A 25,531-nucleotide genomic window follows, 5' to 3' on the forward strand; every position below is an offset into this window, starting at 1 on the left:
GGGCCGGCACCGCGCCCTCGGGCTGCGCAGGGAACTGTGCCAGCTGTGCCGGGAGCCTGAGGTGCGCACGGCGTTACAGCGGGGCATCGACGCGTACCGCGTGGATGGCGAGGAAGGCTTCCAGCGCCTGCATGCGCTGCTGGAGTGCCAGCATTACCGCCTGGCCAGCTGGCGCACTGCGGCGGACGACATCAACTGGCGGCGCTTCTTCGACATCAACGAGCTGGGCGGTCTGCGGGTCGAACGCGCCGAGGTCTTCGAGGCCACCCATCGCACGCTGTTCGCGCTGATCGAGGAAGGCCTGATCGATGGCCTGCGCATCGACCATGTGGACGGCCTGGCCAATCCCCGCGCCTACTGCCGTCGGTTGCGCCGGCGCGTCGACCGCCTGCGGCCGGGGCACCACCTGCCCATTTACGTGGAGAAGATCCTGGGGGCCGGGGAATCGCTGCCGGGCGACTGGGGCGTGGACGGCACCACCGGCTACGAGTTCATGAACCAGCTGTCGCTGCTGCAGCATGACCCGGCCGGCGAGGTGCCGCTGACCAGCTTCTGGCGCGACGCCAGCGGCCGCGACCTGGACTTCGCCGCCGAGGTGGTCCAGGCCCGTCAACTGATGCTGCAGGGTTCCCTGGCCGGCGACCTGGAAACCGTGGCCCAGGGCCTGCTGCTCATCGCCCGCCAGGACCTGGCCACCCGCGACCTGACGCTGGGTTCGCTGCGCCGCGCGCTGACGGCGCTGATCATGCATTTTCCGGTGTACCGCACCTATGTCACGGTCTGTGGCCGCTCCGCCGAGGACAGGCGGTTCTTCAGCATGGCCCTGCATGGCGCGCGCCGGAGCCTGCCGGAAGCCGACTGGCCGCTGCTGGATCACCTCGATCGCTGGCTGGGCGGCCAACCGCTGCGTGAGCTGCCGCGTGGCCCGGTGCGCAAGCTGCGGCGCAAGATGCTCACCCGTTTCCAGCAACTCACCGCGCCGGCGGCGGCCAAGGCCGTGGAAGACACCGCCTGCTACCGATCGGCGCGCCTGCTGTCACGCAACGACGTCGGCTTTGATCCGCAGCATTTCTGCGCGCCGCCACAGGCGTTCCACGATGCCTGCCGCGAACGCGCCGCACGCTTTCCGGACAACCTGCTGGCCACTGCCACCCACGACCACAAGCGCGGCGAGGACACTCGCGCGCGTCTGGCGGTGCTCAGCGAACGCGCCGCCTGGTTCATCGACGAGGTCAATGTCTGGCTGCGCCTGGCCGAGCCGCTGCGTGCCGAACTCAACGGTGTGCCGGCGCCCTCCCCCGGCGACGAGCTGATGCTCTACCAGACGTTGCTGGCCAGCTGGCCGCTGGCGCTGGAGACGGACGACGAAGAGGGCCGACAGGCGTATCTGGAACGGCTATTGCGCTGGCAGGAGAAGGCCGTGCGCGAAGCCAAGCTGAGCAGCAGCTGGAGTGCGCCCAACGCGCCTTACGAAGAGGCCAGTCGGCATTTCCTGCGCCAGTTGCTGGAAGCTCCGGCGGGCGCCGAACTGCGTGAGCGTATCGCCGTGGCCGCTCGCTCCCTGGCGCCGACCGGCGCGCTGAACGGACTGGCGCAATGCCTGTTGAAGCTGACCGCCCCGGGCGTCCCCGATCTTTACCAGGGTTGCGAGTTCTGGGACTTCAGTCTGGTGGATCCGGACAACCGCCAACCGGTGGACTTCGATGCGCGCCAGGCCGCCCTCGCCCAGGCGGCCGGCCTGTCCGAACTGCTGGCCCGCTGGCCGGATGGGCACGTCAAGCAGCAACTGATTGCACGGGTCCTGGCTCTGCGCGCCCGCCTGCCTGAGCTGTTCCACGCCGGCGACTACCAGCCGCTGTCGCTGGTCGGCACCCACGCCGACCGGGCGCTGGCCTTCGCGCGCCGCCACGGCCAGGACTGGCTGGTGGTGGTGGTGCCGCGCCTGGCCGCCGACCTGCTGAACGGCCAGACCATTCCTCTGGTGCCAGGGGAACGCTGGTGCGACACCGCCGTCGAACTGCCGAAGGCACTGACCGCGACCACCCTGTCCGGCCTGTTTGCAGGTCGGATGCTGGCGCCCGAGCAGGGTCGCCTGGCCCTGAGCGATGTGCTCGGAGGGTTTCCGGTCGAGGTGCTGCATGTTCAGGAGAGCAACCATGAGTGACGAACAGCGCATACGAGAGCTGGCCTACCAGATCTGGGAGGCCGAGGGGCGTCCCGATGGAGAACAGGACCGCCACTGGACACTGGCCAGCCGGCTGGCCAGCGAGACCGTGCGTGTGGAAACCCCTACCCCCAAGGCGCGGGTCTCCCGCAGCCGGCCCCGCGCGGCAGCGGCCGAGACGGTCGAAACGCCGCCGGCGGCCCCCGGCGCGGCGCCAGCAGTAGCCGGCGGAAGAATGAACAACCGCGCTGACGACCAGACCAAGGAGGGCTCACCATGACCAGTCGCAGACCCCGTCAACACTCCCGGGTCACCGAAGGGCACCCGTTCCCGCTCGGTGCCACCTGGGATGGTCTTGGCGTCAATTTCGCCCTGTTTTCCGCCCATGCCACCAAGGTGGAACTGTGCCTGTTCGATGATTCCGGCCGGCGCGAGCTGGAACGCATCGAGCTGCCCGAATACACCAATGAAATCTGGCATGGCTACCTGCCCGACGCTCACCCGGGGCAGATCTATGGCTACCGGGTGCATGGGCCCTACGAACCAGAGGCCGGCCATCGCTTCAACCCCCACAAGCTGCTGATCGACCCCTACGCCAAGCAGTTGGTCGGTCGACTGCAATGGTCGGAGTCGCTGTTCGGCTACACCATCGGCTCGCCGGACGGCGACCTCAGTTTCGACACCCGCGACAGCGCACCCTTCGTGCCCAAGTGCAAGATCCTCGACCCGGCCTTCACTTGGGGCGACCAGCAGACGGTGCGTGTGCCCTGGGACAGCACCGTGATCTACGAAGCCCACCTGCGCGGGCTGAGCATGCGCCACCCGGCGGTGCCCGAGGAGCGGCGCGGCACCTTTGCCGGACTGACCAACCCGGAGCTGCTGCGCCATATTCGCTCCCTCGGCATTACCAGCCTGGAACTGCTCCCGGTGCACGCCTTCGTCAACGATCAGCACCTGCTGGACAAGGACCTCAACAACTACTGGGGCTACAACAGCATCGCCTTCTTCGCCCCGCACCCGGCCTACCTGGCCAGCGGTAAGGTCAACGAGTTCAAGGAGATGGTCGCGCGCCTGCATGATGCCGGCCTGGAGCTGATTCTCGACGTGGTCTACAACCACACCGCCGAAGGCAACGAGCTGGGCCCGACGCTGAGCATGCGTGGCATCGACAACGCCACCTACTACCGGCTGATGCCCGACAACCGGCGCTTCTACGTCAACGACACCGGCACCGGCAATACCCTCGACCTCAGCCATCCCTGCGTGCTGCAGATGGTCACCGACTCGCTGCGCTACTGGGCTACCGACATGCGCGTGGACGGATTCCGCTTCGACCTGGCGACCATCCTCGGCCGCCATGCACACGGCTTCGACGAGCGCCACGGCTTCCTGGTGGCCTGCCGCCAGGACCCGGCGCTGAGCAAGGTCAAGCTGATCGCCGAGCCCTGGGACTGCGGTCCCGGGGGCTACCAGGTCGGCGGTTTTCCACCCGGCTGGGTGGAGTGGAACGACAAGTTCCGCGACTGCGTGCGGGCGTTCTGGCGCGGCGATGACGGCATGCTCGCCGAGCTGGCCTGCCGGATGACCGGCTCGGGCGACCTGTTCGACCAGCGCGGTCGCCGCCCCTACGCCTCGGTCAATTTCGTCACTGCCCACGACGGCTTTACCCTGCGCGATCTGGTCAGCTACGACCACAAGCACAACGAGGCCAACGACGAGGGCAATCGCGACGGCACCGACAACAACTACTCCTGGAACCATGGTTGCGAAGGCCCCACGGACGATCCGGATATCCGCACCCTGCGCCTGCGCCAGATGCGCAACATGCTGGCTACCCTCTTCCTCTCGCAAGGTACGCCGATGCTGGTAGCCGGTGACGAGTTCGGCCGCACCCAGCAGGGCAACAACAACGTCTATTGCCAGGACAACGAGCTGTCCTGGATCAACTGGGAGCTGGACGAGGAAGGCCAGCAACTGCTGGCCTTCACCCGTCGTTTGATCGCCTTGCGCCGCAGCTACCCCATCCTGCGCCGCGGGCGTTTCCTGGTGGGCAATTACAACGAGGAACTGGGCGTCAAGGACGTGGCCTGGCTGGTGCCCGACGGCAGCGAGATGGGCCAGGAAAACTGGCACGATGCGAACGCCCGCTGCATGGGCATGCTGCTGGATGGACGCGCACAACCCACCGGCATTCGCCGCAAGGGCGCCGATGTGACCCTGCTGGTGATCGTCAATGCCCATGACGACGCGGTGAACTTCCGGTTGCCCGAGGTGGCCCAGGGCGCCGGCTGGAACTGCCTGCTGGACACCAATCGGCCCGAGCTGCGGGGCGGGGAATCGCATGCCTTTCACAGCGAATTCCTGGTGACTGGCCGCTCGCTGCTGCTGCTGGAGCTGCAGCGCGAAGCGAGGTAAGCGGCGTGCAGATGCCACTGGACAGGCGGCCCCCGATGTTCTGAACCGTCCTGCGTCGCCCTAGTCGGACGCTAGAGGGGGCGGACAAACATCCGCCAGGCTCGCATTCCAGCAATCCGGAGGACCTCGTCATGAAGATTTCCGAAGTCATGACCCGCGACGTGCAGACCATCCTTCCCGAACAAAGCATCCAGGAGGCGGCCAGCCTGATGCAGCGCATCGACTGCGGCGCCCTGCTGGTGCATGAAGGCGACCGACTGGTCGGCATGCTGACCGATCGCGACATCGCCATCCGCGCGGTGGCCCAGGGCCTGTCGCCCGACACGCCGGTGCGCCAGGTGATGAGCAGTGGCATCCGCTACTGCTTCGAGGACGAGGACGTCCAGCACGTGGCCCAGAACATGGCCGATATCCAGGTGCGCCGCCTGCCGGTGCTCAACCGCGAGAAGCGGCTGATCGGCGTGGTGTCCCTGGGCAACATCGCCAGCATCCACAGCCAGCGCGCCAGCGACACGGTGCTGCGCGGCGTTGCCAAGGCGCACTGAGGCGCCCTGCCGGGCCGGGAGACTGATCATGAAGGCCGTGGTATTCCATGACGTGGGCGACATCCGCCTGGAAGAGGTAGCGGAACCGACGCTGCAGGCACCCACCGATGCCATCGTGCGGATCACGGCGTCGGCGATCTGCGGCACCGACCTGCACATGGTGCGGGGCACCATGACCGGCATGGTGCCGGGCACCATTCTCGGCCACGAAGGCGTGGGCATCGTCGAGGCGCTGGGCGCTGACGTGCGCAACCTGCAAATCGGCGACCGGGTGGTGATCGGCTCGACCATCGCCTGTGGCAACTGCGTGTACTGCCGTGCCGGCTACTACTCCCAGTGCGATGTGGCCAACCCCAACGGTCCGCAGGCCGGCACCGCTTTCTTCGGAGGGCCGAAGAGCACCGGTCCGTTCCATGGCATGCAGGCCGAAAAGGTGCGCGTGCCGTTCGCCCACGTGGGGCTGGTGAAGCTGCCCAGCAAGATCAGCGACGACCAGGCGATCCTGCTGTCGGACATCTTTCCCACCGGCTATTTCGGCGCCGAACTGGCGGAAATCAAACCGGGGGACACCGTGGCGGTGTTCGGCTGTGGCCCGGTGGGCCAGTTCGCCATTGCCAGCGCCCTGCTCCTGGGCGCCGGGCAGGTCTTTGCCATCGATCACCTGGAAGACCGTTTGCACATGGCCCGCCAGCAGGGTGCGGAGGTGATCAACTTCGACAAGGAAGACCCGGTCGCCACCCTGCGCCGGCTGACGGCCGGCATCGGCGTGGACCGCGCCATCGACGCGGTGGGCGTGGATGCCGAGCAGCCCCATCAGGCCGCACGGCACGGGGAGACCGGCCACTTCCGGGAGGAAGTCGCCAGCGTGGCGCCGCACACCCACCCTGACGGTGACAACTGGCATCCCGGCGACGCGCCCAGCCAAGTGCTGCAGTGGGCCGTGGAAGGCCTGGCCAAGGCCGGCACCTTGTCCATCATCGGTGTGTATCCGGAGCAGGCACGCAGCTTCCCCATCGGCATGGCGATGATGAAGAACCTCACCATCAAGATGGGAAACTGCCCGCACCGGCGCTACATCCCGAAACTCATCGAGCTGGTGCTGTCCGGAGCGATCGATCCGGTGCAGATCCTCACCCAGGTCAAACCCATGGGCGATGCCATTGCTGCCTTCCAGGCATTCGACCGGCGGGAAAGCGGCTGGGTGAAGGTGGAGCTGCATCCCCAGCGGCAGCAGGCACGCACGGGCGATGAGGAGCAGGTACACGGTGAGGCGCTGCTGGATGACGCCATCGAGGACTCCTTCCCGGCCAGCGATCCCCCGGCGATGACGGCGCCCAAGCGCTCCTGAGCGATGAGCGAGATACGCATCGGCATTTCCGGCTGGCGCTACGCGCCCTGGCGGGGCGACTTCTATCCCGAAGGTCTGGCGCAAAAGAACGAGCTGCACTATGCCTCGCGCACAGTGGGCAGCATCGAGATCAACGGTTCCTTCTATGCCCTGCAGACGCCCGAGCGCTACGCCGGCTGGTACGCCGACACGCCCGAGGGCTTCGTGTTCAGTGTCAAGGCACCGCGCTTCATTACCCATGTGCGACGCCTGCGCGACGTGGAAACCCCGGTGGCCAACTTCTTCGCGTCGGGGGTGCTGCGCCTGGAAGACAAGCTGGGGCCCATGCTCTGGCAGTTTCCCCCCAGCTTTCGCTTTGATGCCGGGCAGTTCGAGCACTTCCTCGATCTGCTGCCTCAGGATGCCGAGGCCGCGCGCGCCTGTGCCATGAAGTGCGACAGCACGCTGCGCCGCAAAGGTTCGCTGGAGTTCACCCGCGAGGGTCCGCTGCGCCACGCCGTGGAAATCCGCCACCGCAGTTTCGTGGTGCCGGCCTTCGTGGAGCTGCTGAGCCGCTACCGGGTCGCCCTGGTGGTGGCCGACACCGCCGGCAAATGGCCCTATCAGGAAGATGTGACCAGCGACTTCCTCTACTTGCGGCTGCATGGCGACGAAGAGCTCTATGCCAGCGGCTACAGCGACGAGGCGCTGGACCGCTGGGCCGCGCGCATTCGCTTGTGGACCCACGGCGACCAGCCCGAGGACGCCCACCTGATTGATCCGCACCGTGCGGTCGAGCGCCAGCCCCGGGATGCCTACTGCTACTTCGACAACGACATCAAGGTCCGCGCGCCCTATGACGCACGCGCCCTGCTGGAACGGCTGGGGCTGGCGGATCGACTGGAGTACGCGCCGGGCCAGTTGGAGGCGCGGTCATGAGTCCCGAATCGCTGCGCCACAGCCAGCGGCCGGCGGTGCACCGGCTGCGGCTGCTGACCGTCAATACCCACAAGGGCTTCAATGTGTTCAACCGGCGCTTCATCCTGCCGGAGCTGCGCGATGCGGTGCGCACCCTGTCCACCGAGCTGGTGTTCCTGCAGGAAGTGCATGGCACCCATCACCGTCATCCGTTGCGCTGGAAGGAGTGGCCACCGACGCCGCAGTACGAATTCCTGGCCGACAGCATGTGGCCGGAGTTCGCCTACGGGCGCAACGCGGTGTATCCGGATGGCGACCACGGCAACGCCCTGCTCTCCAAGTTTCCGATCCTGGCGTTCCACAACCATGACGTGTCCATCGGCGATCATGAAGTGCGCGGCCTGCTGCATGCCGAGTTGGACGTGCCCGGTGACCGCGAGGTGCATGCCATCTGCGTGCACCTGGGCTTGCGGGAGAGTCACCGCCGTCGCCAGTTGCGTCTGCTGTGCGGCCTGCTGGCGGAGCTGCCCGGCGACGCGGCGGTGATCGTCGCCGGGGATTTCAATGACTGGCGCCGCACGGCCGATCCGCTGCTGGCCGAGTGCGGCCTGCACGAGGTGTTCACCCGCGCCTACGGCGCGCCAGCGAAGAGCTTTCCAGCGCGCTGGCCGTTGTTGCCGCTGGATCGGGTCTATCTGCGCAATGCCAGCGGGCATGAGGCACGGGCGCTGACCCGTCGCCCCTGGTCGCATCTGTCCGACCATGCGCCGCTGTCTGTGGAGGTGCATCTATGACCGGGGTCTGGCATGGGCAGAACCAGGTGGAGCTGCTGATCAATGGCGAGGACTACTTTCCTCGGGTATTCGAGGCGATCCGCGCGGCGCGCCACGAGGTGCTGGTGGAAACCTTCATCATCTTCGAGGACCCGGTCGGCCAGGCGCTGCAACAGGCGCTGATCGAAGCGGCCGAGCGCGGCGTGCGCATCGAGGTGACCGCCGACGGCTACGGCACCGCCGACCTGGGCAAGGCCTACATCGAAGCCCTGACCCGCGTCGGCGTGCGCGTGCACCTCTTCGACCCGCGCCCGAAGATGTTCGGTATGCGCACCAACCTGTTCCGCCGGCTGCACCGCAAGATCGTGGTGGTCGATGGCGAGGTCGCCTATGTGGGGGGCATCAACTTCTGCCTGGATCACCTGCAGGAGTTCGGTCCCATGGCCAAGCAGGATTACGCCGTCGAGGTGCGCGGCCCGGTGGTGGCCGACATCCACCGCGCCGCCGTGGAGTTGCTGGCCCAGTGTGGCGTCGATACCCCGGGGGCCGGGCTGCGTCCCAGCCCCGGCAGCCAGGGGCGCAGTGCCATGCTGCTGGCGATCCGCGACAACGACGCCCACCAGGACGACATCGAGGACCAGTACATGGCGGCGATCCGCAACGCCCGCGAGCGACTGCTGGTGGCCAATGCCTACTTCTTCCCCGGCTACCGGCTGCTGCGCGAGCTGCGCAACGCCGCCCAGCGCGGCGTGCAGGTGTCGTTGATCCTGCAGGGACAACCGGACATGCGCTGGGTGTGGGTATTGGGGCGCCTGCTGTATGACTATCTGCTGCGCGACGGCGTGCAGATCTACGAGTACTGCGAGAAGCCGCTGCATGGCAAGGTGGCCCTGGCCGACCGGGAATGGAGCACGGTGGGCTCCAGCAATCTCGATCCGCTGAGCCTGTCCCTGAACCTGGAGGCCAACCTGTTCATCCGCGATCCAACCTTCAACCAGCGGTTGTTCGCCCACCTCAGCGAGCTGGCTGAGACCCGCTGCAAGCCGGTCACTCGCCAGGTGCTGCGGCGTGGCTACTGGTGGCGCGCGCCGCTGATGTTTCTGGGTTTCCACGCCGCCCGGCACTTCCCCGCCGTGCTGGGCTGGTTCCCGGCCCACCGTCCCAGGCTGACCACCGCCGCAGCGGAATCGCCGGACACGGTCGCTTGCGGGTCCGGCAAGTCATGAACAACGAGACAGTGCGCAGCGTGCCGCGCGGCCGGCGCCTGTTGCGGCGGCTGGTTACCCTGGCGCTGGTCAGCCTGCTGGCCGTGCTGCTGTTCAACCTGATTCGCCATGTGGACTGGCGTGAAGTCTGGCAGGCGTTGCGCGGCTTCAGCCTGGCAACGCTGGTCCTGGGCGTGGCGCTGGTACTGGTCAGCCATCTGCTGTTCAGCGCATTCGATCTGCTCGGGCGTACCTACACCGGGCACCAGTTGCCCACGCGGCAGGTGCTGCGGGTGGCGTTCGTCTGCTACGCCTTCAACCTGAACCTGGGGTCCTGGGTCGGCAGTGTGGCCATGCGCTACCGCCTGTACTCCCGCCTGGGCCTGGACCTGTCCACCATCACGCGGATTCTCAGCACCAGCATCATCACCAACTGGCTGGGTTACATACTGATGGCCGGCCTGGTCTTCGCGCTGGGGCTGCTGGAATTGCCGGAGCACTGGCGTCTGGGTAGCGAGGGGTTACGTATTGTCGGCGTACTGCTGCTGCTGGCCGGCGTCGCCTACCTGTTGGCCTGCCGCTTCGCCACCCATCGCACCTGGCATTGGCGCGCCCACCGCATTACCCTGCCCTCGCTGCGCTTCGCCCTGCTGCAGGCCAGCATGGGCGCCCTGAACTGGTGCCTGATGGCGTTGCTCATCACCCTGCTGCTGCCCGAGCGCGCCGGCTTTGCCACGGTGCTGGGCATTCTGCTGATCAGTGCCATCGCCGGCGTAGTCACCCACATCCCCGCCGGACTGGGCGTACTGGAAGCCATCTTTCTCGCCATGCTGCAGCACCAGATGCCGGCCAGCGCCCTGCTGGCTGCGCTGATCGGCTACCGGGCGCTGTACTTCCTGCTGCCCCTGCTGGTGGCCTGCGCGCTCTATCTGCTGCTGGAGCGCCGGGCGGGCGCACGATTCCAGGCATCGCGCTGACGCCGAAACGGCGCTAGTTCTCAGCCGGCTTGAGAACCAGGCTGCCCAGCGGCGGCAGGTCGAGGATCAGCGAATGGGCTTCGCCATGGCTGGCCTGCTCCTCGCTCTGCAGTTCGCCCCGGCTGCCGGCGCCAGAGCCAGCGTACAGCTCGTCGTCGCTGTTGAGCAGCACTGTCCAGCGGCCGGGTAGCGGCACGCCGATGCGGTAGGCGTTGCGCGGCACCGGGGTGAAGTTGTGCACCACCAGCAGGGTCGCGCCGTCCCGGTCGTGGCGCAGCCAGGCGTAGACGCTGTTGCTGTGATCGTCGCCAATCACCCAGCGAAAACCTGCGCTATTGCCGTCCAGACGGTGCAGCGCCGGCTCTTCGCGATGCAGCTGGTTGAGGGTGCGCACCAGGCTCTGCACGCCGACATGGTCGCCGTAGCGCAACAGGTACCAGTCCAGTTCCTGATCATGGTCCCACTCGCGCCACTGGCCGAACTCGCAGCCCATGAACAGCAGCTTCTTGCCCGGGTGCGTCCACATGAAGCTGAAGAACAGCCGCAGATTGGCGAATTGCTGCCAGCGGTCGCCGGGCATCTTGTCCAGCAGCGAGCGCTTGCCGTGCACCACCTCGTCGTGGGAGATGGGCAGGATGAACTGTTCGGAAAAGGCGTAGAGCAGTCCGAAGGTCAGTTCGTCGTGGTGATGTCCACGATGGATGGGGTCTTCGGCGATGTAGCGCAGGCTGTCGTGCATCCAGCCCATGTTCCACTTGTAGGCAAAGCCCAGCCCGCCTTCGCGGGTCGGCCGGCTGACCCCGGGCCAGGCAGTGGACTCCTCGGCGATCACCAGCGCGCCGGGTACCTCCAGGTTCACCACGTCGTTGAGGTGGCAGAGGAAGTCGATGGCCTCCAGGTTTTCGCGGCCGCCGTGGCGGTTGGGAATCCATTCGCCGGGCTCTCGGGAATAGTCCCGGTAGAGCATCGAGGCCACGGCGTCCACGCGCAGCCCGTCGATATGGAAAGTGCGCAGCCAGTGGAGGGCCGAGGCGAGCATGAAACCGTGCACCTCGGTGCGTCCGAGGTTGTAGATGTAGGTGTCCCAGTCGCGGTGAAAGCCCTCGAATGGGTGGGCGTATTCGTACAGCGCGGTGCCGTCGAACCGGCCCAGGCCATGGGGGTCGGTGGGGAAATGCGCCGGCACCCAGTCGAGGATCACCCCCAACCCCGCGCGGTGGCAGGCGTCCACGAAGGCGGCGAAATCCTGCGGACTGCCGTGGCGGGCGGTGGGGGCGAACAGGCCCAGCGGCTGATAGCCCCAGGAGCCGCCGAACGGGTGCTCCATGATCGGCAACAGCTCGATATGGCTGAAGCCCAGGTCCAGCACATAGGGGATCAGCTGTTCGCTCAGTTCCGCCCAGCTCAGTTGCCGACCGTCCCGTTCGCCGTGGCGCCGCCAGGAGCCGACGTGCACTTCATAGATGGCCAGTGGCTGGTCATGGGCCTGGCGCTGCGGTCGTTGTTCCACCCATTCGGCATCGTTCCAGGAATAATCCAGCGGCGCGGCCACCACCGAACCGGTGGCCGGCGGCGGCTCGCTGGTGCGCGCCAGAGGGTCGGCCTTGAGCGGCAGCAGGCCCTCCTGGCCGAGGATCTCGTACTTGTAGATCTCTCCGACGCCGAGGCGGGGAATGAACAGCTCCCACACGCCAGAGGGGTGGCGCAGGCGCATCGGATGGCGACGCCCGTCCCAGGCATTGAAGTTGCCGACCACCGACACCCGCCGCGCATTGGGCGCCCAGACGGCGAAGCGCACGCCGTCCACCTCCTCGTGCCGCGCCAGCTGGGCGCCGAACACCTCGCCCAACTGACGGTGATTGCCCTCGCTGAACAGGTAGATGTCCAGATCGCCCAGCAGCGGGCCGAAGGCGTAGGGGTCCTCGGTTTCCTGCACGCTGTCTGGCCAATGGATGCGGTAGCGGTAATCGCGGGGCGGTTCGATGCGCAGACAGAACAACCCGGGGTGGGGTTGTGCCATCTCGCCCAGCAACTCGCCGTCCGGCGGCCCGTCGCCCGTGGGGGCGCCCCGGGATGCCGCCAGCAGCTCGACACGCTGCGCGCCGGGCAGCCAGGCGCGGATGAAGGCACCGTCGCCGTCGCGGTGCGGGCCCAGAAAGGCAAACGGATTGCCGTGCTCGCCCTGCTCCAGGGCCTCGATGGCGGCACGTTCGGTGGCTCGCTGCACGGCGGGGGCCAGGTCGTTCATGGGTGCGATTTCTCCAGCAGCGGGCTGCACAGATCGACCAATCCGTGCAGCGGGACTTCCAGCCAGTCTGGCCGGTAACGCGCCTCATAGCGCAGTTCATAGGCGGCTTTTTCGATGCCGAACAAGGCCAGGGCCGCCTCTTCGCCGCCCGCTTCCTTCCAGGTGTGCGCCAGTTCGGCGGCCGCTCGCCGATAGGCGGCGAGGAAGGCCGTGCGTGACTGTTGCAGGTAGCTGTCGGCAATGGCGCGCCGGGCCCGGGCCGCTTCCTCGGAGCTGTCGCTGCCCTGGGCGTTGCGCATGGCCAGCGCGGCCGCGTAATCGAAGGAGCGCAGCACGCCGGTGACGTCCTTGTAGGGACTGTGCTTGGCACGGCGCTCCTCCAGGCTGCGCTCCGGCTCGCCCTCGAAGTCGATCAGGTAGGCGTCGCCGCCGACCACCAGCACCTGCCCCAGGTGCAGGTCGCCGTGCACGCGCATCACCAGGCCTCCCGCCACCTGGCGGGCCAGGCGCTTCACCAGGGCCTCCAGCGCGTCGCCCTGCTCGCTCAGCCAGGCGGCCTCGGTGCGCACCTCGGCCGGTAGTTGCCCGCGCTGGCTGTCCAGCACGCGCAGCGCCTCGCGCAGTTGCTCGGCGATGTCCGCCGCCCAGGTGTTGCAGAGGGCGCTGTCGGCAGCGCGGGCACCGAACGCGGGATTGTTCGAGGGGCGCGCCAGTACCCGGTGCATCTCGCCCAGGCGCCGACCCAGCATATGGGCGAAGGCGGTCAGCTCCTCCAGCGCGCCGAACTGATTTTCCTGGCTGGACAGGCCCCCGGCCAGTTCGTCACGGATGGCGCGCTCCAGGTTGTTCTGCGTCCAGTTCCAGGCGTCGCCCTGGCTGTCCAGGTAGCCCTGCAGCAGCATCAGGGTGTGCGGAGTGCCTTCGGAATCCATGCGCCGCACCTCGCCCAGCAGCGGCGCGATGTGCGGAAAGCCCTGCTCGGTCAGGTAGCCGCCCATTTCGGCCTCCGGATGGATGCCGGGACGGATACGGCGGATCACCTTGAGGACCATGCGTTCGCCGATCAGCACCGAGCTGTTGGACTGCTCGGCCGTCATCGGTTCGATGGGTTCATCCTCAATGACCTCCAGCTCCGCGAGCTTCGCAGTGCCGTGGAAGATCAGCCGGGTGTGGCGCCAGTTCATCTCGCGTTGCGCACGCAGGGCCTGCAGCACGTCGTGGGTGAAGCCAGGCAGGCTCACGGCGTCGGTGAGCAGGCCAACCCGCTGGCGCCGGCGCAGGCGTCCCAGGGCCAGGCGCTGGGCCAGGCTGGTGCCCGCCTGCCCGTCGCCGAGGAAGGCCAGCGGCAGCTGGTAGTGCGCGGGGCCGTCGTTGCCCAGCACCTCCAGCTCGCACAGCGCATAGGCTTCGCTGGTCAGCGGCTGCAGGTAGAGCAGGTGCAGGCGGCCTTGCGGGTTGCCGCCGAACCAGCGCCGTTTGGCCAGGTAGGTGGGCAGGATGTCGTTTTCCAGGGTTTCGCGCAGCGGCGGTTCGAGCAGCTCCTGCAGGTCGCGCTTGATCACCAGGGTCATCAGCTCCGGCATGCGTTCCAGCGCCGGCTGGTGCCAGGCGGGCATCTGCGTGGCCTCGGCGAGCAGGAACCAGTAGAAGCCGTAGGGCGGCAAGGTGAGGAGATAAGGCAGTTCGCCGATCGGCGGAAAGGCGCTGCCACCGAGCATCTCCACCGGCACCTTGCCATCGAACGCGGACAACTCCAGCTCGGCGGCCTGGGCGGCCCGCGACAGGTTGGCCACGCACAGGATGATCTCGTGCCTGCCATCGACGCCGGTGTATTCGCGTAGGTAGGCGAGCACGCGCCGGTTGCTGGGCGCCAGCATCTTCATCTCGCCGCGGCCGAAGGCCTTCTGCTGCTTGCGCACCGCCAGCATGCGCCGTGTCCAGTTCAGGAGCGAGTGCGGGTCGCGCAGCTGGGCTTCCACGTTGACGCTCTGATAGCCGTACAGCGGGTCCATGATCGGCGGCAGCACCAGGCTGGCCGGATCGGCGCGCGAGAAGCCACCGTTGCGGTCGCTGCTCCATTGCATCGGCGTGCGCACGCCGTCGCGGTCGCCCAGGTAGATGTTGTCGCCCATGCCGATCTCGTCGCCGTAGTACAGCGTCGGTGTGCCGGGCATGGAGAACAGCAGGCTGTGCAGCAGCTCGATGCGCCGGCGGTCGCGCTCCACCAGGGGTGCCAGGCGGCGGCGGATGCCCAGGTTCAAGCGCGCGCGGCGGTCGGCGGCGTAGACGTTCCACAGGTAGTCGCGCTCGTGGTCGGTGACCATCTCCAGGGTCAGCTCATCGTGGTTGCGCAGGAAGATTGCCCACTGGCAGTTCTCGGGAATCTCTGGCGTCTGGCGCAGGATGTCGGTGATCGGGTAGCGGTCTTCCTGGGCGATGGCCATGTACATGCGCGGCATCAGCGGGAAGTGGAAGGCCATGTGGCACTCGTCGCCCTCGCCGAAGTACGGGCGGGTGTCCTCCGGCCACTGGTTGGCCTCGGCCAACAGCATGCGGTCGGGGTAGTTGGCCTCGATCTCGGCGCGGATCTTCCTCAGGACCTCGTGGGTTTCCGGCAGGTTCTCGTTGTTGGTGCCATCGCGCTCGATCAGGTAGGGAATGGCGTCCAGACGCAGGCCGTCGATGCCCAGGTCCAGCCAGAAACGCATGATGCTCAGCACGCCACGCAGCACCATGGGATTGTCGAAGTTCAGATCCGGCTGGTGAGAGTAGAAACGGTGCCAGAAGTACTGCTTGGCCACCGGGTCCCAGGTCCAGTTGGAGGTTTCCGTGTCCAGGAAGATGATCCGCGTGCCCTGGTACTTCTGGTTGGTGTCCGACCACACGTAGAAATCGCGCATGCGCGAGCCCTTGCGCGCCAGCCGGGCGCGCTGGAACCAGGGGTGCTGGTCGGAGGTGTGGTTGATGACCAGCTCGGCGATCACCCGCAGCCCGCGACGGTGTGCCTCGTCGATGAAGCGCCGCACCGTGGCCATGTCGCCGTAGTCCGGGTGCACGGCGCGGTAGTCGGAAATGTCGTAGCCGTCGTCGCGGCGTGGCGAGGGGTAGAACGGCAGCAGCCAGATGGTGTTCACCCCCAGGCTGGCGATGTAGTCCAGGCGTTCGATCAGGCCCTGGAAGTCGCCGATGCCGTCGCCGTTGGCGTCGTGGTAGGACTTCACGTGCACCTGGTAGATGACGGCGTCCTTGTACCAGAGCGGGTCGTCGATGAAGGCCGCCGGGCGCGGCCGGGGTCGTTTCGCCATGTTCCTTGCCTCAGGTTCCGTGGGGGCGGATGCGCCAGATACCGAATGGCAGCACCCAGGGTTCGATGCGCATCCACTGGACCTTGCCGTGCCAGGTCCAGCGCTTGCCGTTCATGAGGTCCTCGCCGTCCATGCTGGCCTCGTCGGGCAGGCCGAACTCCCACAGCGGCAGCTCGAAATGCGCCTCCTGAGCGTGGTACGGATCCAGGCTGATGGCCACCAGGATGAAGTTGGAAAGGTCTTCGCTGCGCTTGCCGAAGTACAGGATGTTGTCGTTCCAGACGGTGTAGGGCGTGAAGCCCAGGTGACTCTGCAGCGCGGGATTGTTGCGGCGGATCAGGTTGAGCCGGGCGATCTCGGCCACGATGTTGCCGGGCTGGCGGTAGTTGCGCGGTTTGATCTCGTACTTCTCGGAGTGCAGGTATTCCTCCTTGCCGGGAATCGCCTCGCCCTCGCACAGCTCGAAGCCGGAATACATGCCCCACAGCCCAGAGCCCATGGTGGCCAGCGCGGCGCGGATCAGGAAACCGGGACGCCCCGAACTCTGCAGGAAGAACGGGTTGATGTCCGGCGTGTTGACGAAGAAGTTCGGCCGGTAGCAGTCGCGCCACGGGGTTTCGTTCAGCTCGCTGAAGTATTGGGCCAGCTCGCGCTTGGTGTTGCGCCAGGTGAAGTAGGTGTAGCTCTGGCTGAAGCCCAGTTTGCCGAGGCGCGCCATCATTGCCGGGCGGGTGAAGGCTTCGGACAGGAAGATCACCTCCGGATGTCGACCGCGGATATCGGCGATCAGCCATTCCCAGAACGGCAGCGGCTTGGTGTGCGGGTTGTCGACCCGGAACAGCGTCACGCCCTGCTCAACCCAGAAGGCCACCACGTCGCGCAGGGCCTGCCACAGGCCCGGCTGGGCGCCTTCGGCGTAGAAGTCGACGTTGACGATGTCCTCGTACTTCTTGGGCGGGTTTTCCGCATAGCGCAGGCTGCCGTCCGGGCGCCAGCTGAACCACTCGGGGTGTTCGCGCAGCCAGGGGTGATCCGGCGAGCACTGGATGGCGAAATCCAGAGCCACCTCCAGGCCCAGGGAGCGCGCCACGGCCACCAGTTCACGGAAATCCTCCAGGCTGCCCAGCTCGGGGTGAATGGCATCGTGGCCGCCTTCCTCGCTGCCGATGGCGTAGGGGCTGCCGGGGTCGTCCGGCGCCGCCGTCAGGCTGTTGTTGCGGCCCTTGCGGTGGGTGTGGCCGATGGGGTGGATGGGCGGGAAATACACCACGTCGAAGCCCATGGCGACGATTTCAGGCAGGCGCCCGATCACATCGCGGAACGTGCCGTGGCGTTGAGGGTCGTCGGTCACCGAGCGCGGGAACAGCTCGTACCAGCTGGCGAACTGCGCCAGGGGGCGTTCCACTTCCAGCGGATAGTCGAGGCTGCGCAGGCGGAAGGCGCGCTCGCTGGTGTCGGCCATCACCTGGCGGGTCTGGTCATCGAGCAGCAGCGCCACCCGGGCGTCCTGTTCCTCGGTCTGTTCCAGCAGCTCGCTGAGCTGGCGCAACTGCTCGGCCTGCTGGCCGTTGGCGCGGTTGATCGCGCCGCGCAGGTGGCGGCGGCCCTCCTCCAGCTCCAAGTCCAGCTGCAGGCCGGCGGCGTGTTTCTTCTGCAGTTCACTGCAGTAGGTGCCGTAGTCGTCCCACCAGGCCTCGATGGCGAACACCAGGCGGCCGGTCTCGCTCGGCAGCAGGCGCGCCTGCCAGTGATCGTTGCCCAGCAGGGTCATTGGCTGGCTGTGCCAGTCGGAGCGCTCGGCATGCCGCCAGAGCAGTTCGGCGGCCATCAGTTCGTGACCGTCGGTGAAGATCACCGCGCTGATGGTCACCGGCTGGCCGACGATGGCCTTGGCGGCAAAGCGCCCACCTTCCACCACCGGCTCGACGTTCTCGATGGCGATACGCGGTAAGGTCAGGGCTTCCTGCAGACCGACCCGGCCGCTCAGGCGCCAGGATGCAGCGAAAGGCTTGTCCAGCATCGGTGTCGTTCCCTTGCCGTCAGGTTTGGCCCCCGCTCACCCGGGGCTCTATTACCGAACCGCGATGGGTGGGAAAGTTCAGGCAGGCCGGCGGGCCGCTGCCGCCCGTATACTTCGCCCTTTCGTTCTCCGGGATGCCGTTCCATGCCCTCGCCGCTTGCTGCCCTGTACCGCCACGCCATCGACCATCAGGGCTTCGTTGCCGACCCGGCTCAGTGGCACGCCGTGGCGTTGCTCGACGACTGTATGCGGGCCCTGCACGCCGGAGAGGCGGTCGACGGCGTGTACCTCTGGGGGCCGGTGGGGCGGGGCAAGACCTGGCTGATGGATCGCTTCCAGCACGCCCTGCAGCTGCCCTCGCGCCGCCAGCATTTCCATCATTTCATGCGTTGGGTGCACCGCCGCCTGTTCCAGCTGACCGGCACTGCCGATCCGCTGCAGGGCCTGGCGGACGAACTGGCCGCCGAGGTGCGTGTGCTGTGCTTCGACGAGTTGTTCGTCAGCGACATCGGCGATGCCATCCTGCTCGGAGGCCTGTTGCAGAAACTGTTCGCCAACGGCGTGGTGCTGGTGGTCACCTCCAACCAGCCGCCCGGGCAGCTGTACGCCGACGGTTTCAACCGCGAGCGCTTCCTGCCGGCCATCAAGGCCATCGAGCGGCATATGCAGGTGGTCAGCATGGACGGCAGTCAGGATCACCGCCTGCATCCGGGCACGCCCTGCCAGCGCTATTGGGTGCGCCAGCCACAACAGCCGTCCGTCCTGCCCGGCCTGTTCTCCACCCTGGCCGGCGGAAAGTTGGCCGAGCACGCGCCGCTGGAACTCAACGGCCGCCCCCTGGAGGTGATTGCCCGCAGCAATACCACGCTCTGGGCCTCCTTCGCCGCGCTGTGCGAAGCGCCCTGGGCGTCCCAGGACTACATCGCCCTGTGCGACCGCTTCCCCGCAATCCTGCTGGGCGATGTGCCCGTGCTGGGTGGTGAGCAACGCGAGGGGCGCATCGCCCGGGGCACCGAGGATGCCAGCGAACAGGTGCAGGCCGGCGATCGCACCCTGCCCGCCCTCGCCCGCAACGACAACGCGGTGCGGCGCTTCATCGCCCTGGTGGATGAGTGCTACGACCGGGGCGTGCCGCTGTACATCGAAGCGGACGTACCGCTTGAGCAGTTGTACGAGCAAGGCTATCTGGCGTTTCCGTTCCGGCGCACCTTGAGCCGGTTGCGGGAAATGCAGCTGGAGCGCTTCGGGCGCTGACCACCTTCTTCAGCGCGGAATTTTCACCCGATCGTCATCGAAATCGCCGCGTTCGGCATCGCGGTGGCAGGCCACGCAGTTGGCGCGGCCGCCGACCGCTTCGCGGCGGAACTTGGCTTCGCTGACCTCGTCGTGCTTGTGCTCGAACCAACGCGTCTGGCTGATGCGCGGCGGCTCGCCGGCGGTCGTTGAGGGTTCCACCGGCAGGCGGTTGGCCGCCGAGGCGCGCACCAGGAAATCGAGAATCTGCTGTTCCAGCGCCGGCTCCAGCGTGGCATTGCTGCCGTAGTGCTCGTCGAGGGTGCTCATCTGCTGACGCCAGGCATCGGCCGGCAGCAGGCCCGGCACGTAGAGCATGTGGCAGGCGGCGCACTCCTCCTTCCAGACCAGCGGGGCATCGCTCGGCACCGCCAGGCGCTTGGGACGCTTGTAACGCCGGTCGTGGTCATCATCGTCATCGGCGAAGCTGTAGCCAACCAGCCCCAGGGTCAGTGTCACTCCGGCGACGGTCGCCATGCGGGCGATATTCATGGCGCGCTCCTACTTCAGGCTGTTGATCCAGGTGATGAAGTCGCCCTTCTCCTGGGCGGTGCATTCGCGGGCGAAGACATCGTCGCAGTTGCGGCGAAACCACTTCTCGACCTTCTTCGCATCGGTGAAACGCGCCGGATTGGCCACCGGTGCCAGCGGTTCGACCTTGCGATAGGCCAGCGTCTTGCCGGTCTGGCGAGGATCGTCGGTGTGGCAGGTGGTGCAACTCATGGTCTTGCCGTTGCGCTGTTCCTCCGCGTAATACAACGCCTTGCCGCGTTCGGCGGAAAAGCCGGCAAAGGCCGGGTCCTGCTGGCGCGCCTGGGCGGCGTAGCCCGGCAGCAGCGGGTGTGCGGTTTCAGCCAGCGCCGGCAGGCTCAGGCAACAGGCAAGGGCAATCCAGTGGGCTTTCATGGTGCGTTCTCCGGGAAGGGATGGGTGTGCAGCCTAGGCTCGCCACCTGAAGCGAAGCTGAACCGCTCTGGCCCGGGCATTCAGCTTCGCTTCAGGTGATGGGCTTACAAGGAGGGCAATCCATTCGTAGAGGATCGCCGCCGTGGCTGCCTTCAATCGCTTTCGCTTGTTCCACTGGTTACTGGCCGGATTTTTTATCGCCGTCTATCTGAGCGGCGACGATGCCGAACTGCTGCATATCTGGCTGGGCTACGGCCTGCTCGTGCTGCTGGTGGCGCGCCTGCTGATCGCACCGCTGCGCCTGCGCGGCTTTCCGACGCTGCTGCCGCCGAAGGCCGAGCGCCGCACGCCGAGCCTGTCCGCAGTCGGCACCTGGCTGACCTTCGGCGCCCTGGCGAGTTTCGCGCTGGCCAGCCTGATCGGCCTGGGCATGGTCGACAATGGCGACGTGCTGGCCGCCCTCCCCGGCGTGCAGCCGGATCTGTTTGGCGCCGCCAGCGATCTGAATTTCGTCGGCTGGCTCGGCGACCCCGAAGAGGTCCACGAGTTCTTCGCCAACCTGGGGCTGTGGCTGATCGGCCTGCATATCGCCTATGTCCTGCTGTTTCGCCGCAAATCCGTGGGGCCGATGCTGCGCGGCGTGGCGCCGGTGCCGAGCCCCGCGCCGGCTGGCGACTTCACGCGCCTGCAGGTCGTCGCGCGGCACAGCGAGACGGCCGATGCCTGTTCGTTCGTCCTGCGGGCGCCGGCCGAGCAGCGCGCCCGCTTCGCCGCGCAGCCGGGGCAGTTCCTCACGCTGAAGGTGCCGTGCGCTGAGCCACTGCTGCGCTGCTATTCGCTGTCGCACGACGCTGAGTTGCGCATTACGGTCAAGCGCGTCCCTGGTGGACGGGCCTCGACCTGGCTGCTCAATCACCTCAAGCCGGGCGACGTCATCGAGTCGCTGCCGCCGGCCGGGCAGTTCGTGCCGCGCAGCCTGGACGCGGATCTACTGCTGCTCGGCGCCGGCAGCGGCATCACTCCGCTGATGGCGATCCTGCGCGCGGCGCTGGCGCAGGGCAGCGGTCGGGTGTGCCTGTTCCAGGCCAACCGGGATGCCGACTCGGTGATCTTTGCCGGGGAACTGGCGGAACTGCAGCGGGCCTATCCGCAGCGGCTGGTACTGCATGCCTGGTTCGATGCCAGCCAGGGACTGCCGGATGCGCGGGCCATCGCCACGCAACTGGTCGACTGGCGCGGTGCGGACTGCTACATCTGCGGGCCCCAGGCCTTCATGGACACGGCGCGCGCCGCGCTGGAAAAGCTGGGCGTCGCCGAGGCGCGCATCCATCTGGAACGCTTTGGCGCGGTTGCGAGTTCAAAGGCGCAAGGCGGCCACAGTAGTCACTTGCGCGTGGAGCTCGACGGCAAGCGCCACGAGCTCAAGGTCGCTAGCGGCGAGGTGCTGCTGGACGCCATGGAGCAGGCGGGCCTGCAACCGCCGAGCGCCTGCCGCTCGGGCATCTGCGCCGCCTGCAAGTGCCGGGTGGTGGCCGGCAGCGTGACCATGCGCAGCAACCAGGTGCTCAGCGAGCAGCAGGTGCGCCAGGGCTGGACGCTGGCCTGCCAGGCCGAGCCGAACAGCGCCGAGCTGCAGGTGGAGTACTAAGGGGGCGAGGCCGGGCGGTGCTTCAAGGTGTCGTCCGGCCCCGCGCCGCCTCGATCGCCGCGATGTCGATCTTGTGCATGCCCATCATGGCCTCGAAGGCGCGCCTGGCGGCCGCGGGATCCGGATCGGCGATCGCGGCCGTCAGGACCCGCGGCGTGATCTGCCACGACAGTCCCCACCTGTCCTTGCACCAGCCGCAGGCACTTTCCTGGCCGCCGTTGCCGACAATCGCCTCCCACAGGCGGTCCGTTTCGGCCTGGTCATCGGTGGCGATCTGGAACGAGAACGCCTCGCTGTGGGTGAACGCCGGCCCGCCGTTCAGTCCCAGGCACGGAATGCCCGCGACAGTGAACTCGACGGTCAACACATCGCCCTGCTTGCCGGCCGGATAGTCGCCCGGGGCGTGGGTGATCGCGCCGACCGCGCTGTCCGGAAAGGTCTGCGCGTAGAACGTCGCCGCCTCCAGGGCGGTGCCGTCATACCAGAGGCAGATTCTGTTCTTGCTGTTCATCTTGGTTCTCCGCGCTAAGGGATCGAGCAATCAACTCCAGTTGCAGGGGTTGACCGGCCTCCCCTTCGGTCGTTCGCTTTTGATCTGAGGACGCAGTTCGCCTAGTATTGCGCCTACGGAATCAATGATGGAGTTCGGCATGGCCACCCTCGCAACCGTACATCCCGCCCGCGACCTCTCGAAAGAGCAAGGCGTCACCGGCCTGCGCGCGGCCCTGAACATTCTGGACAAATGGCAGGCGTCCTCGGAACAGGCCTGTCGCATCCTGCGCATCTCGCGCAGCACCTACACCCGCGCCCGGCAGCGCGACCCGGCCTGGAGCGTCGGCCTGGACACCGACCAGCTGCAACGCATCAGCATGGTGCTGAATATCCACGCTGCGCTGCGTCTGCTGTTCGACAACCCCGACAACGTCTACGGCTTCCCGGCGATGGCCAACCACAACGCCTTCTTCAACGGGCGTGCGCCGCTGGAGATCATGGCCCAGGGCGACATGATCTCCCTCTACGAAACCTACCGGCGCATCGACGCCCTGCGCGGCGCGCAATGGTGAGGCTGGACAGCCTCGCCACGGCGGCCGGCGCGCCGCTGCAAGCCTACCGGCTGGTCAATTCCAAGTTCCCGCCCATCCACCTGTTCGACGACGTGGCCGATGCCGAGGACTTCGAGGCGCTGTTCCAGCTGCAGGCGCTGACCAATCCCCGGCTGCAGAACGAGGTCGGCCGCCTGGAGCTGATCGCGCGGGAGGAAATCCCCTTCGGCATTCCCGGCTGCTCCTACGCGACGGCCCCCTTCACCCACGTCAACCCCGAAGGCTCGCGCTTCAGCGACGGCAGCTTCGGCGTGCTCTACCTGGCAGACACCCTGACCACCGCCATCGCGGAGGTGCGCTTCCACCAGGAGCGCTATTGGTCGCAGGTGCCGGGACTCAATTACGAGCGCTTCGTCTTTCGAGGCCTCACCTGTCGCTTCAACGACGCCGGCATGCAGGACGCCACCGCCATGCCGCTCTCCGATCCCATCTACGCCCCCGACGACTACAGCCACGCCCGCCAGCTGGGCCACGCGCTGAAACGCAGCGGCTGCCCCGGCTTGCGCTACCACTCGGTCCGTTCCCCCGGCAACCATTGTTGGGCGTTGCTGACGCCCAGGCCGGTCACCGCGATTCTGCAGACGGCACATTACGAGATGATCTGGAACCAGCGGATCGTCGGGGTGAATCGGCTGGCGGGGCTGGAGATGCGATAGGTGCGTTGCGTGCAGTTGCTGACCGAATTTGATTTCTGCATGGGGGCTGGGTGACCTACATCGGCATTCGCGCCGTAAGAGTCCATGGACTGTAGGAACGCCTAGTGATAGCTTCTAGCCATTATCCCAGTACAACATAAGGGAAGACATGACGTTTAAGTCGGTGAAGCGGCTGCTCTGGATAGCGGTGGCTCTTTTATCTCTTGCTGCTGTCCTCTGGCAATTGCATTTAATGGTCAATAATCCCACTGTAAGTTTTTACTCAGAAAGAGCGATCGAGTCTCTACAAAAGGAAATTGAAAAAGAGCTGGCCAAGCGTGCAACACCAGAGGGACTTAATGCAAGAATTATCCAAGCGCTCAATCCAACTCCAGCAGATTGGCTAATAATTGACGAAATTGAATATTACGCCAGCGAACAAGGCATTGTTCTCAACCCCGACGTGATCTTGCGGATCAAGGAGCGCAAGGCGAAGGAACGCGGATTATTGGCTGGTTCCAAACAGTGCTGGAGTTGTATTACCACTCCTAATCAATGCCCATTGTCGGCGGCAAAACTGTGTGACGTGGCTGTTGAAATAACTCCCATTGGGGATGTGCGGACCTTGGTCAGTGAGGATGCGGACCAGATTGATATTGCGCTTGCCACTGTGGGTCTGGCTGCCACAGGGGTTGCTGTGTTTACGGGGGGGAGTACTGCCGGTGTAAAGGCAGGTGCGGGGCTGGCCAAGGCTGCTCGCAAGGCCGGAAGCATTACTCGCCCGATGACCAAACATCTAACGCAACTTGCAGACAACATGGTTGATATTGCGAAGATATCAGATGGCACCTGGAAGAATCCCCGTATGCTCACCGAAGCTGTCGATATGAAAAAACTAAACGCCTTGCAGGACTGGGTAAGCGATCTGACCAAGATGCGCAGTTCCGTGGGCACAGTTATCACCATGAAAATCCTGCATCATGCGGATACGCCAGCAGAACTGCGAGCATTGAGTCGCGCCAGCGAGGCAGTAAAGAAGAGAATGCTGGTGGCCCTGGATGTAATTGGAAAGAGCCGCCTGATCAAACTCACCATGCAGCTGAGCGATGCAGCCTTAACATTGATTGGCGCAATTCTCACCGGAGTGTTTGCCCTTATAGGGCTTTTCTGGAGCGCGGTATTTCCCGTGCTCAAGGTGGCTATTCTGAAGGCTACGGGCAGTCTGGCCGTTAGGTCAGCCGCCAAGCTCAAGCCGGCTGCAATTACTACCTCGGAAGCATGCCAGTGAAGGAGCACCCGGACGTCTCACGAAACTGGTTTATTCAGGGCGGCCAAGCCTACGCCCGCTTCCGCCCCGAGTATCCTCCTGAGCTGGCGGCTTTCCTGGCCTCCATCTCCCCCAATACCCACCTTGCCATTGATGTCGGCTGCGGCAACGGCCAGCTCACCCACCAATTGGCCGAGCATTTCACCTCCGTGACCGGCATTGACCCGAGCGCCGAGCAGATCGCCCACGCCCTCCCACGGGAAAACCTGACCTACCGCTGCGCCCCTGCCGAAGCCATGCCCCTCCCCGACCGTTGCGCAAGCCTGGTGACGGCCGCCCAGGCCGCGCACTGGTTCGACCTGCCGGCGTTCTACGCCGAAGTGCGCCGCATCGCGGTGCCCGAGGCCGTCGTGGCGTTGATCAGCTACGGCGTCCTGCATCTGGAAGGCGAGCTGGGTGCCCGCTTCGACAGGTTCTACGCGCAGGAAATTGGCCCCTACTGGCCGGAGGAACGAAAGCTGGTGGACAGCGGTTATGCCACGCTGGATTTCCCGTTCGCGCCGGTCGAATTACCCGCGCTGCAGATCCGCCTCGACTGGAACCTGGAACAGTTCCTCGGCTATCTCTCGACCTGGTCGGCGGTGCGCCGTGCCCGCGAGGCAGGAAAGGAAGACGTGTTGCAGCGCTTTGCCAGCGATATTGCGCAGCTCTGGGGCGCTGCCGAGGCGAAGTGGGAGATTTGCTGGCCCATCAATGGGCGGGTTGGGCGGGTGTAGGTATCG

General features: G+C 66.3%; 21 protein-coding genes. 15 read left to right on the forward strand and 6 right to left on the reverse strand.

Annotation, left to right across the window (positions count from 1 at the left end):
• The 9 genes from treY to AS93_RS0108965 form a co-directional block, all read left to right on the forward strand.
• On the forward strand, positions 1-2,164 hold a 2,164-nt coding region (treY, locus tag AS93_RS0108925; RefSeq protein WP_027590299.1), incomplete at its 5' end, for a malto-oligosyltrehalose synthase.
• Positions 2,157-2,444 carry a DUF2934 domain-containing protein gene (locus AS93_RS19030; protein WP_037008778.1) on the forward strand — a complete coding sequence of 96 codons (288 nt, stop codon included), beginning with the start codon at positions 2,157-2,159 and terminating at the stop codon, positions 2,442-2,444. The genes treY and AS93_RS19030, both read left to right, overlap by 8 nt.
• Positions 2,441-4,579 carry a glycogen debranching protein GlgX gene (glgX, locus tag AS93_RS0108935; RefSeq protein ID WP_027590300.1) on the forward strand — a complete coding sequence of 713 codons (2,139 nt, stop codon included), beginning with the start codon at positions 2,441-2,443 and terminating at the stop codon, positions 4,577-4,579. Before AS93_RS19030 ends, glgX begins: the two co-directional genes overlap by 4 nt.
• 131 nt (positions 4,580-4,710) lie before the next feature.
• Positions 4,711-5,124, forward strand: a complete 414-nt coding sequence (locus AS93_RS0108940; RefSeq protein WP_027590301.1) for a CBS domain-containing protein — start codon at positions 4,711-4,713, stop codon at positions 5,122-5,124.
• Between the two features lie 28 nt (positions 5,125-5,152).
• On the forward strand, positions 5,153-6,472 hold the full coding sequence (locus AS93_RS0108945) for a zinc-dependent alcohol dehydrogenase (protein WP_027590302.1): 1,320 nt from the start codon (positions 5,153-5,155) through the stop codon (positions 6,470-6,472).
• A 3-nt stretch (positions 6,473-6,475) separates the two neighbouring features.
• Entirely contained in the window at positions 6,476-7,390 is a 915-nt protein-coding gene (locus AS93_RS0108950) for a DUF72 domain-containing protein (RefSeq protein WP_027590303.1), read from the forward strand.
• The gene (locus AS93_RS0108955) at positions 7,387-8,163 is read left to right on the forward strand and encodes an endonuclease/exonuclease/phosphatase family protein (RefSeq protein ID WP_037008779.1); all 777 of its coding nucleotides are present in this window, start codon (positions 7,387-7,389) and stop codon (positions 8,161-8,163) included. The genes AS93_RS0108950 and AS93_RS0108955 overlap by 4 nt, the downstream gene beginning before the upstream one ends.
• Positions 8,160-9,368: a cardiolipin synthase ClsB gene (gene clsB / locus AS93_RS19035; RefSeq protein WP_051587409.1), complete on the forward strand. Its 1,209-nt coding sequence runs from the start codon at positions 8,160-8,162 to the stop codon at positions 9,366-9,368. The genes AS93_RS0108955 and clsB overlap by 4 nt, the downstream gene beginning before the upstream one ends.
• A complete protein-coding gene (locus AS93_RS0108965; protein ID WP_027590305.1) occupies positions 9,365-10,324 on the forward strand; it encodes a lysylphosphatidylglycerol synthase domain-containing protein in 960 nt (319 codons plus the stop codon). Before clsB ends, AS93_RS0108965 begins: the two co-directional genes overlap by 4 nt.
• Positions 10,325-10,337: 13 nt before the next feature.
• On the opposite strand, the gene glgB is transcribed toward AS93_RS0108965, so the two are convergent.
• The 3 genes from glgB to AS93_RS0108980 are packed head-to-tail and all read right to left on the reverse strand — an operon-like array spanning position 10,338 to position 17,897.
• Complete coding sequence (gene glgB / locus AS93_RS0108970; protein ID WP_027590306.1) at positions 10,338-12,572, reverse strand: 1,4-alpha-glucan branching protein GlgB; 2,235 nt, start codon at positions 12,570-12,572, stop codon at positions 10,338-10,340.
• Positions 12,569-15,877: a maltose alpha-D-glucosyltransferase gene (gene treS, locus AS93_RS0108975; protein ID WP_027590307.1), complete on the reverse strand. Its 3,309-nt coding sequence runs from the start codon at positions 15,875-15,877 to the stop codon at positions 12,569-12,571. The genes glgB and treS overlap by 4 nt, the downstream gene beginning before the upstream one ends.
• 10 nt (positions 15,878-15,887) lie before the next feature.
• Positions 15,888-17,897, reverse strand: a complete 2,010-nt coding sequence (locus AS93_RS0108980; RefSeq protein ID WP_051587410.1) for an alpha-1,4-glucan--maltose-1-phosphate maltosyltransferase — start codon at positions 17,895-17,897, stop codon at positions 15,888-15,890.
• 144 nt (positions 17,898-18,041) lie between these two features.
• On the opposite strand from AS93_RS0108980, the gene zapE reads away from it, so the two are divergent.
• Complete coding sequence (gene zapE, locus AS93_RS0108985; protein WP_027590309.1) at positions 18,042-19,151, forward strand: cell division protein ZapE; 1,110 nt, start codon at positions 18,042-18,044, stop codon at positions 19,149-19,151.
• Positions 19,152-19,160: 9 nt separating this feature from the next.
• On the opposite strand, the gene AS93_RS0108990 is transcribed toward zapE, so the two are convergent.
• Together AS93_RS0108990 and AS93_RS0108995 are read right to left on the reverse strand one after the other, a co-directional pair.
• On the reverse strand, positions 19,161-19,682 hold the full coding sequence (locus AS93_RS0108990; protein WP_027590310.1) for a diheme cytochrome c: 522 nt from the start codon (positions 19,680-19,682) through the stop codon (positions 19,161-19,163).
• Positions 19,683-19,691: 9 nt separating this feature from the next.
• Complete coding sequence (locus AS93_RS0108995; protein ID WP_027590311.1) at positions 19,692-20,096, reverse strand: DUF1924 domain-containing protein; 405 nt, start codon at positions 20,094-20,096, stop codon at positions 19,692-19,694.
• 142 nt (positions 20,097-20,238) lie between these two features.
• On the opposite strand from AS93_RS0108995, the gene AS93_RS0109000 reads away from it, so the two are divergent.
• Positions 20,239-21,744: a 2Fe-2S iron-sulfur cluster-binding protein gene (locus AS93_RS0109000; protein WP_027590312.1), complete on the forward strand. Its 1,506-nt coding sequence runs from the start codon at positions 20,239-20,241 to the stop codon at positions 21,742-21,744.
• 22 nt (positions 21,745-21,766) lie between these two features.
• Here the strand turns inward: AS93_RS0109000 and AS93_RS0109005 are convergent, their stop codons facing one another.
• Entirely contained in the window at positions 21,767-22,255 is a 489-nt protein-coding gene (locus tag AS93_RS0109005) for a VOC family protein (RefSeq protein WP_027590313.1), read from the reverse strand.
• 139 nt (positions 22,256-22,394) lie between these two features.
• Between AS93_RS0109005 and AS93_RS0109010 the strand changes: the two genes are divergently transcribed.
• The 4 genes from AS93_RS0109010 (at position 22,395) to AS93_RS0109025 (ending at position 25,525) form a co-directional block, all read left to right on the forward strand.
• Positions 22,395-22,808, forward strand: coding sequence for an antitoxin Xre-like helix-turn-helix domain-containing protein (locus tag AS93_RS0109010; RefSeq protein WP_027590314.1), 414 nt, complete (start codon positions 22,395-22,397; stop codon positions 22,806-22,808).
• The gene (locus AS93_RS0109015; RefSeq protein ID WP_027590315.1) at positions 22,802-23,503 is read left to right on the forward strand and encodes an RES family NAD+ phosphorylase; all 702 of its coding nucleotides are present in this window, start codon (positions 22,802-22,804) and stop codon (positions 23,501-23,503) included. Before AS93_RS0109010 ends, AS93_RS0109015 begins: the two co-directional genes overlap by 7 nt.
• A 148-nt stretch (positions 23,504-23,651) precedes the next feature.
• Positions 23,652-24,770 carry a hypothetical protein gene (locus AS93_RS20585; protein WP_139326683.1) on the forward strand — a complete coding sequence of 373 codons (1,119 nt, stop codon included), beginning with the start codon at positions 23,652-23,654 and terminating at the stop codon, positions 24,768-24,770.
• Positions 24,767-25,525: a class I SAM-dependent methyltransferase gene (locus AS93_RS0109025; protein WP_256214727.1), complete on the forward strand. Its 759-nt coding sequence runs from the start codon at positions 24,767-24,769 to the stop codon at positions 25,523-25,525. The genes AS93_RS20585 and AS93_RS0109025 overlap by 4 nt, the downstream gene beginning before the upstream one ends.
• Positions 25,526-25,531: the final 6 nt, after the last annotated feature.

Origin of the sequence: Pseudomonas sp. RL, assembly GCF_000647775.1 — a bacterium.
GTDB lineage: Bacteria > Pseudomonadota > Gammaproteobacteria > Pseudomonadales > Pseudomonadaceae > Serpens > Serpens flexibilis.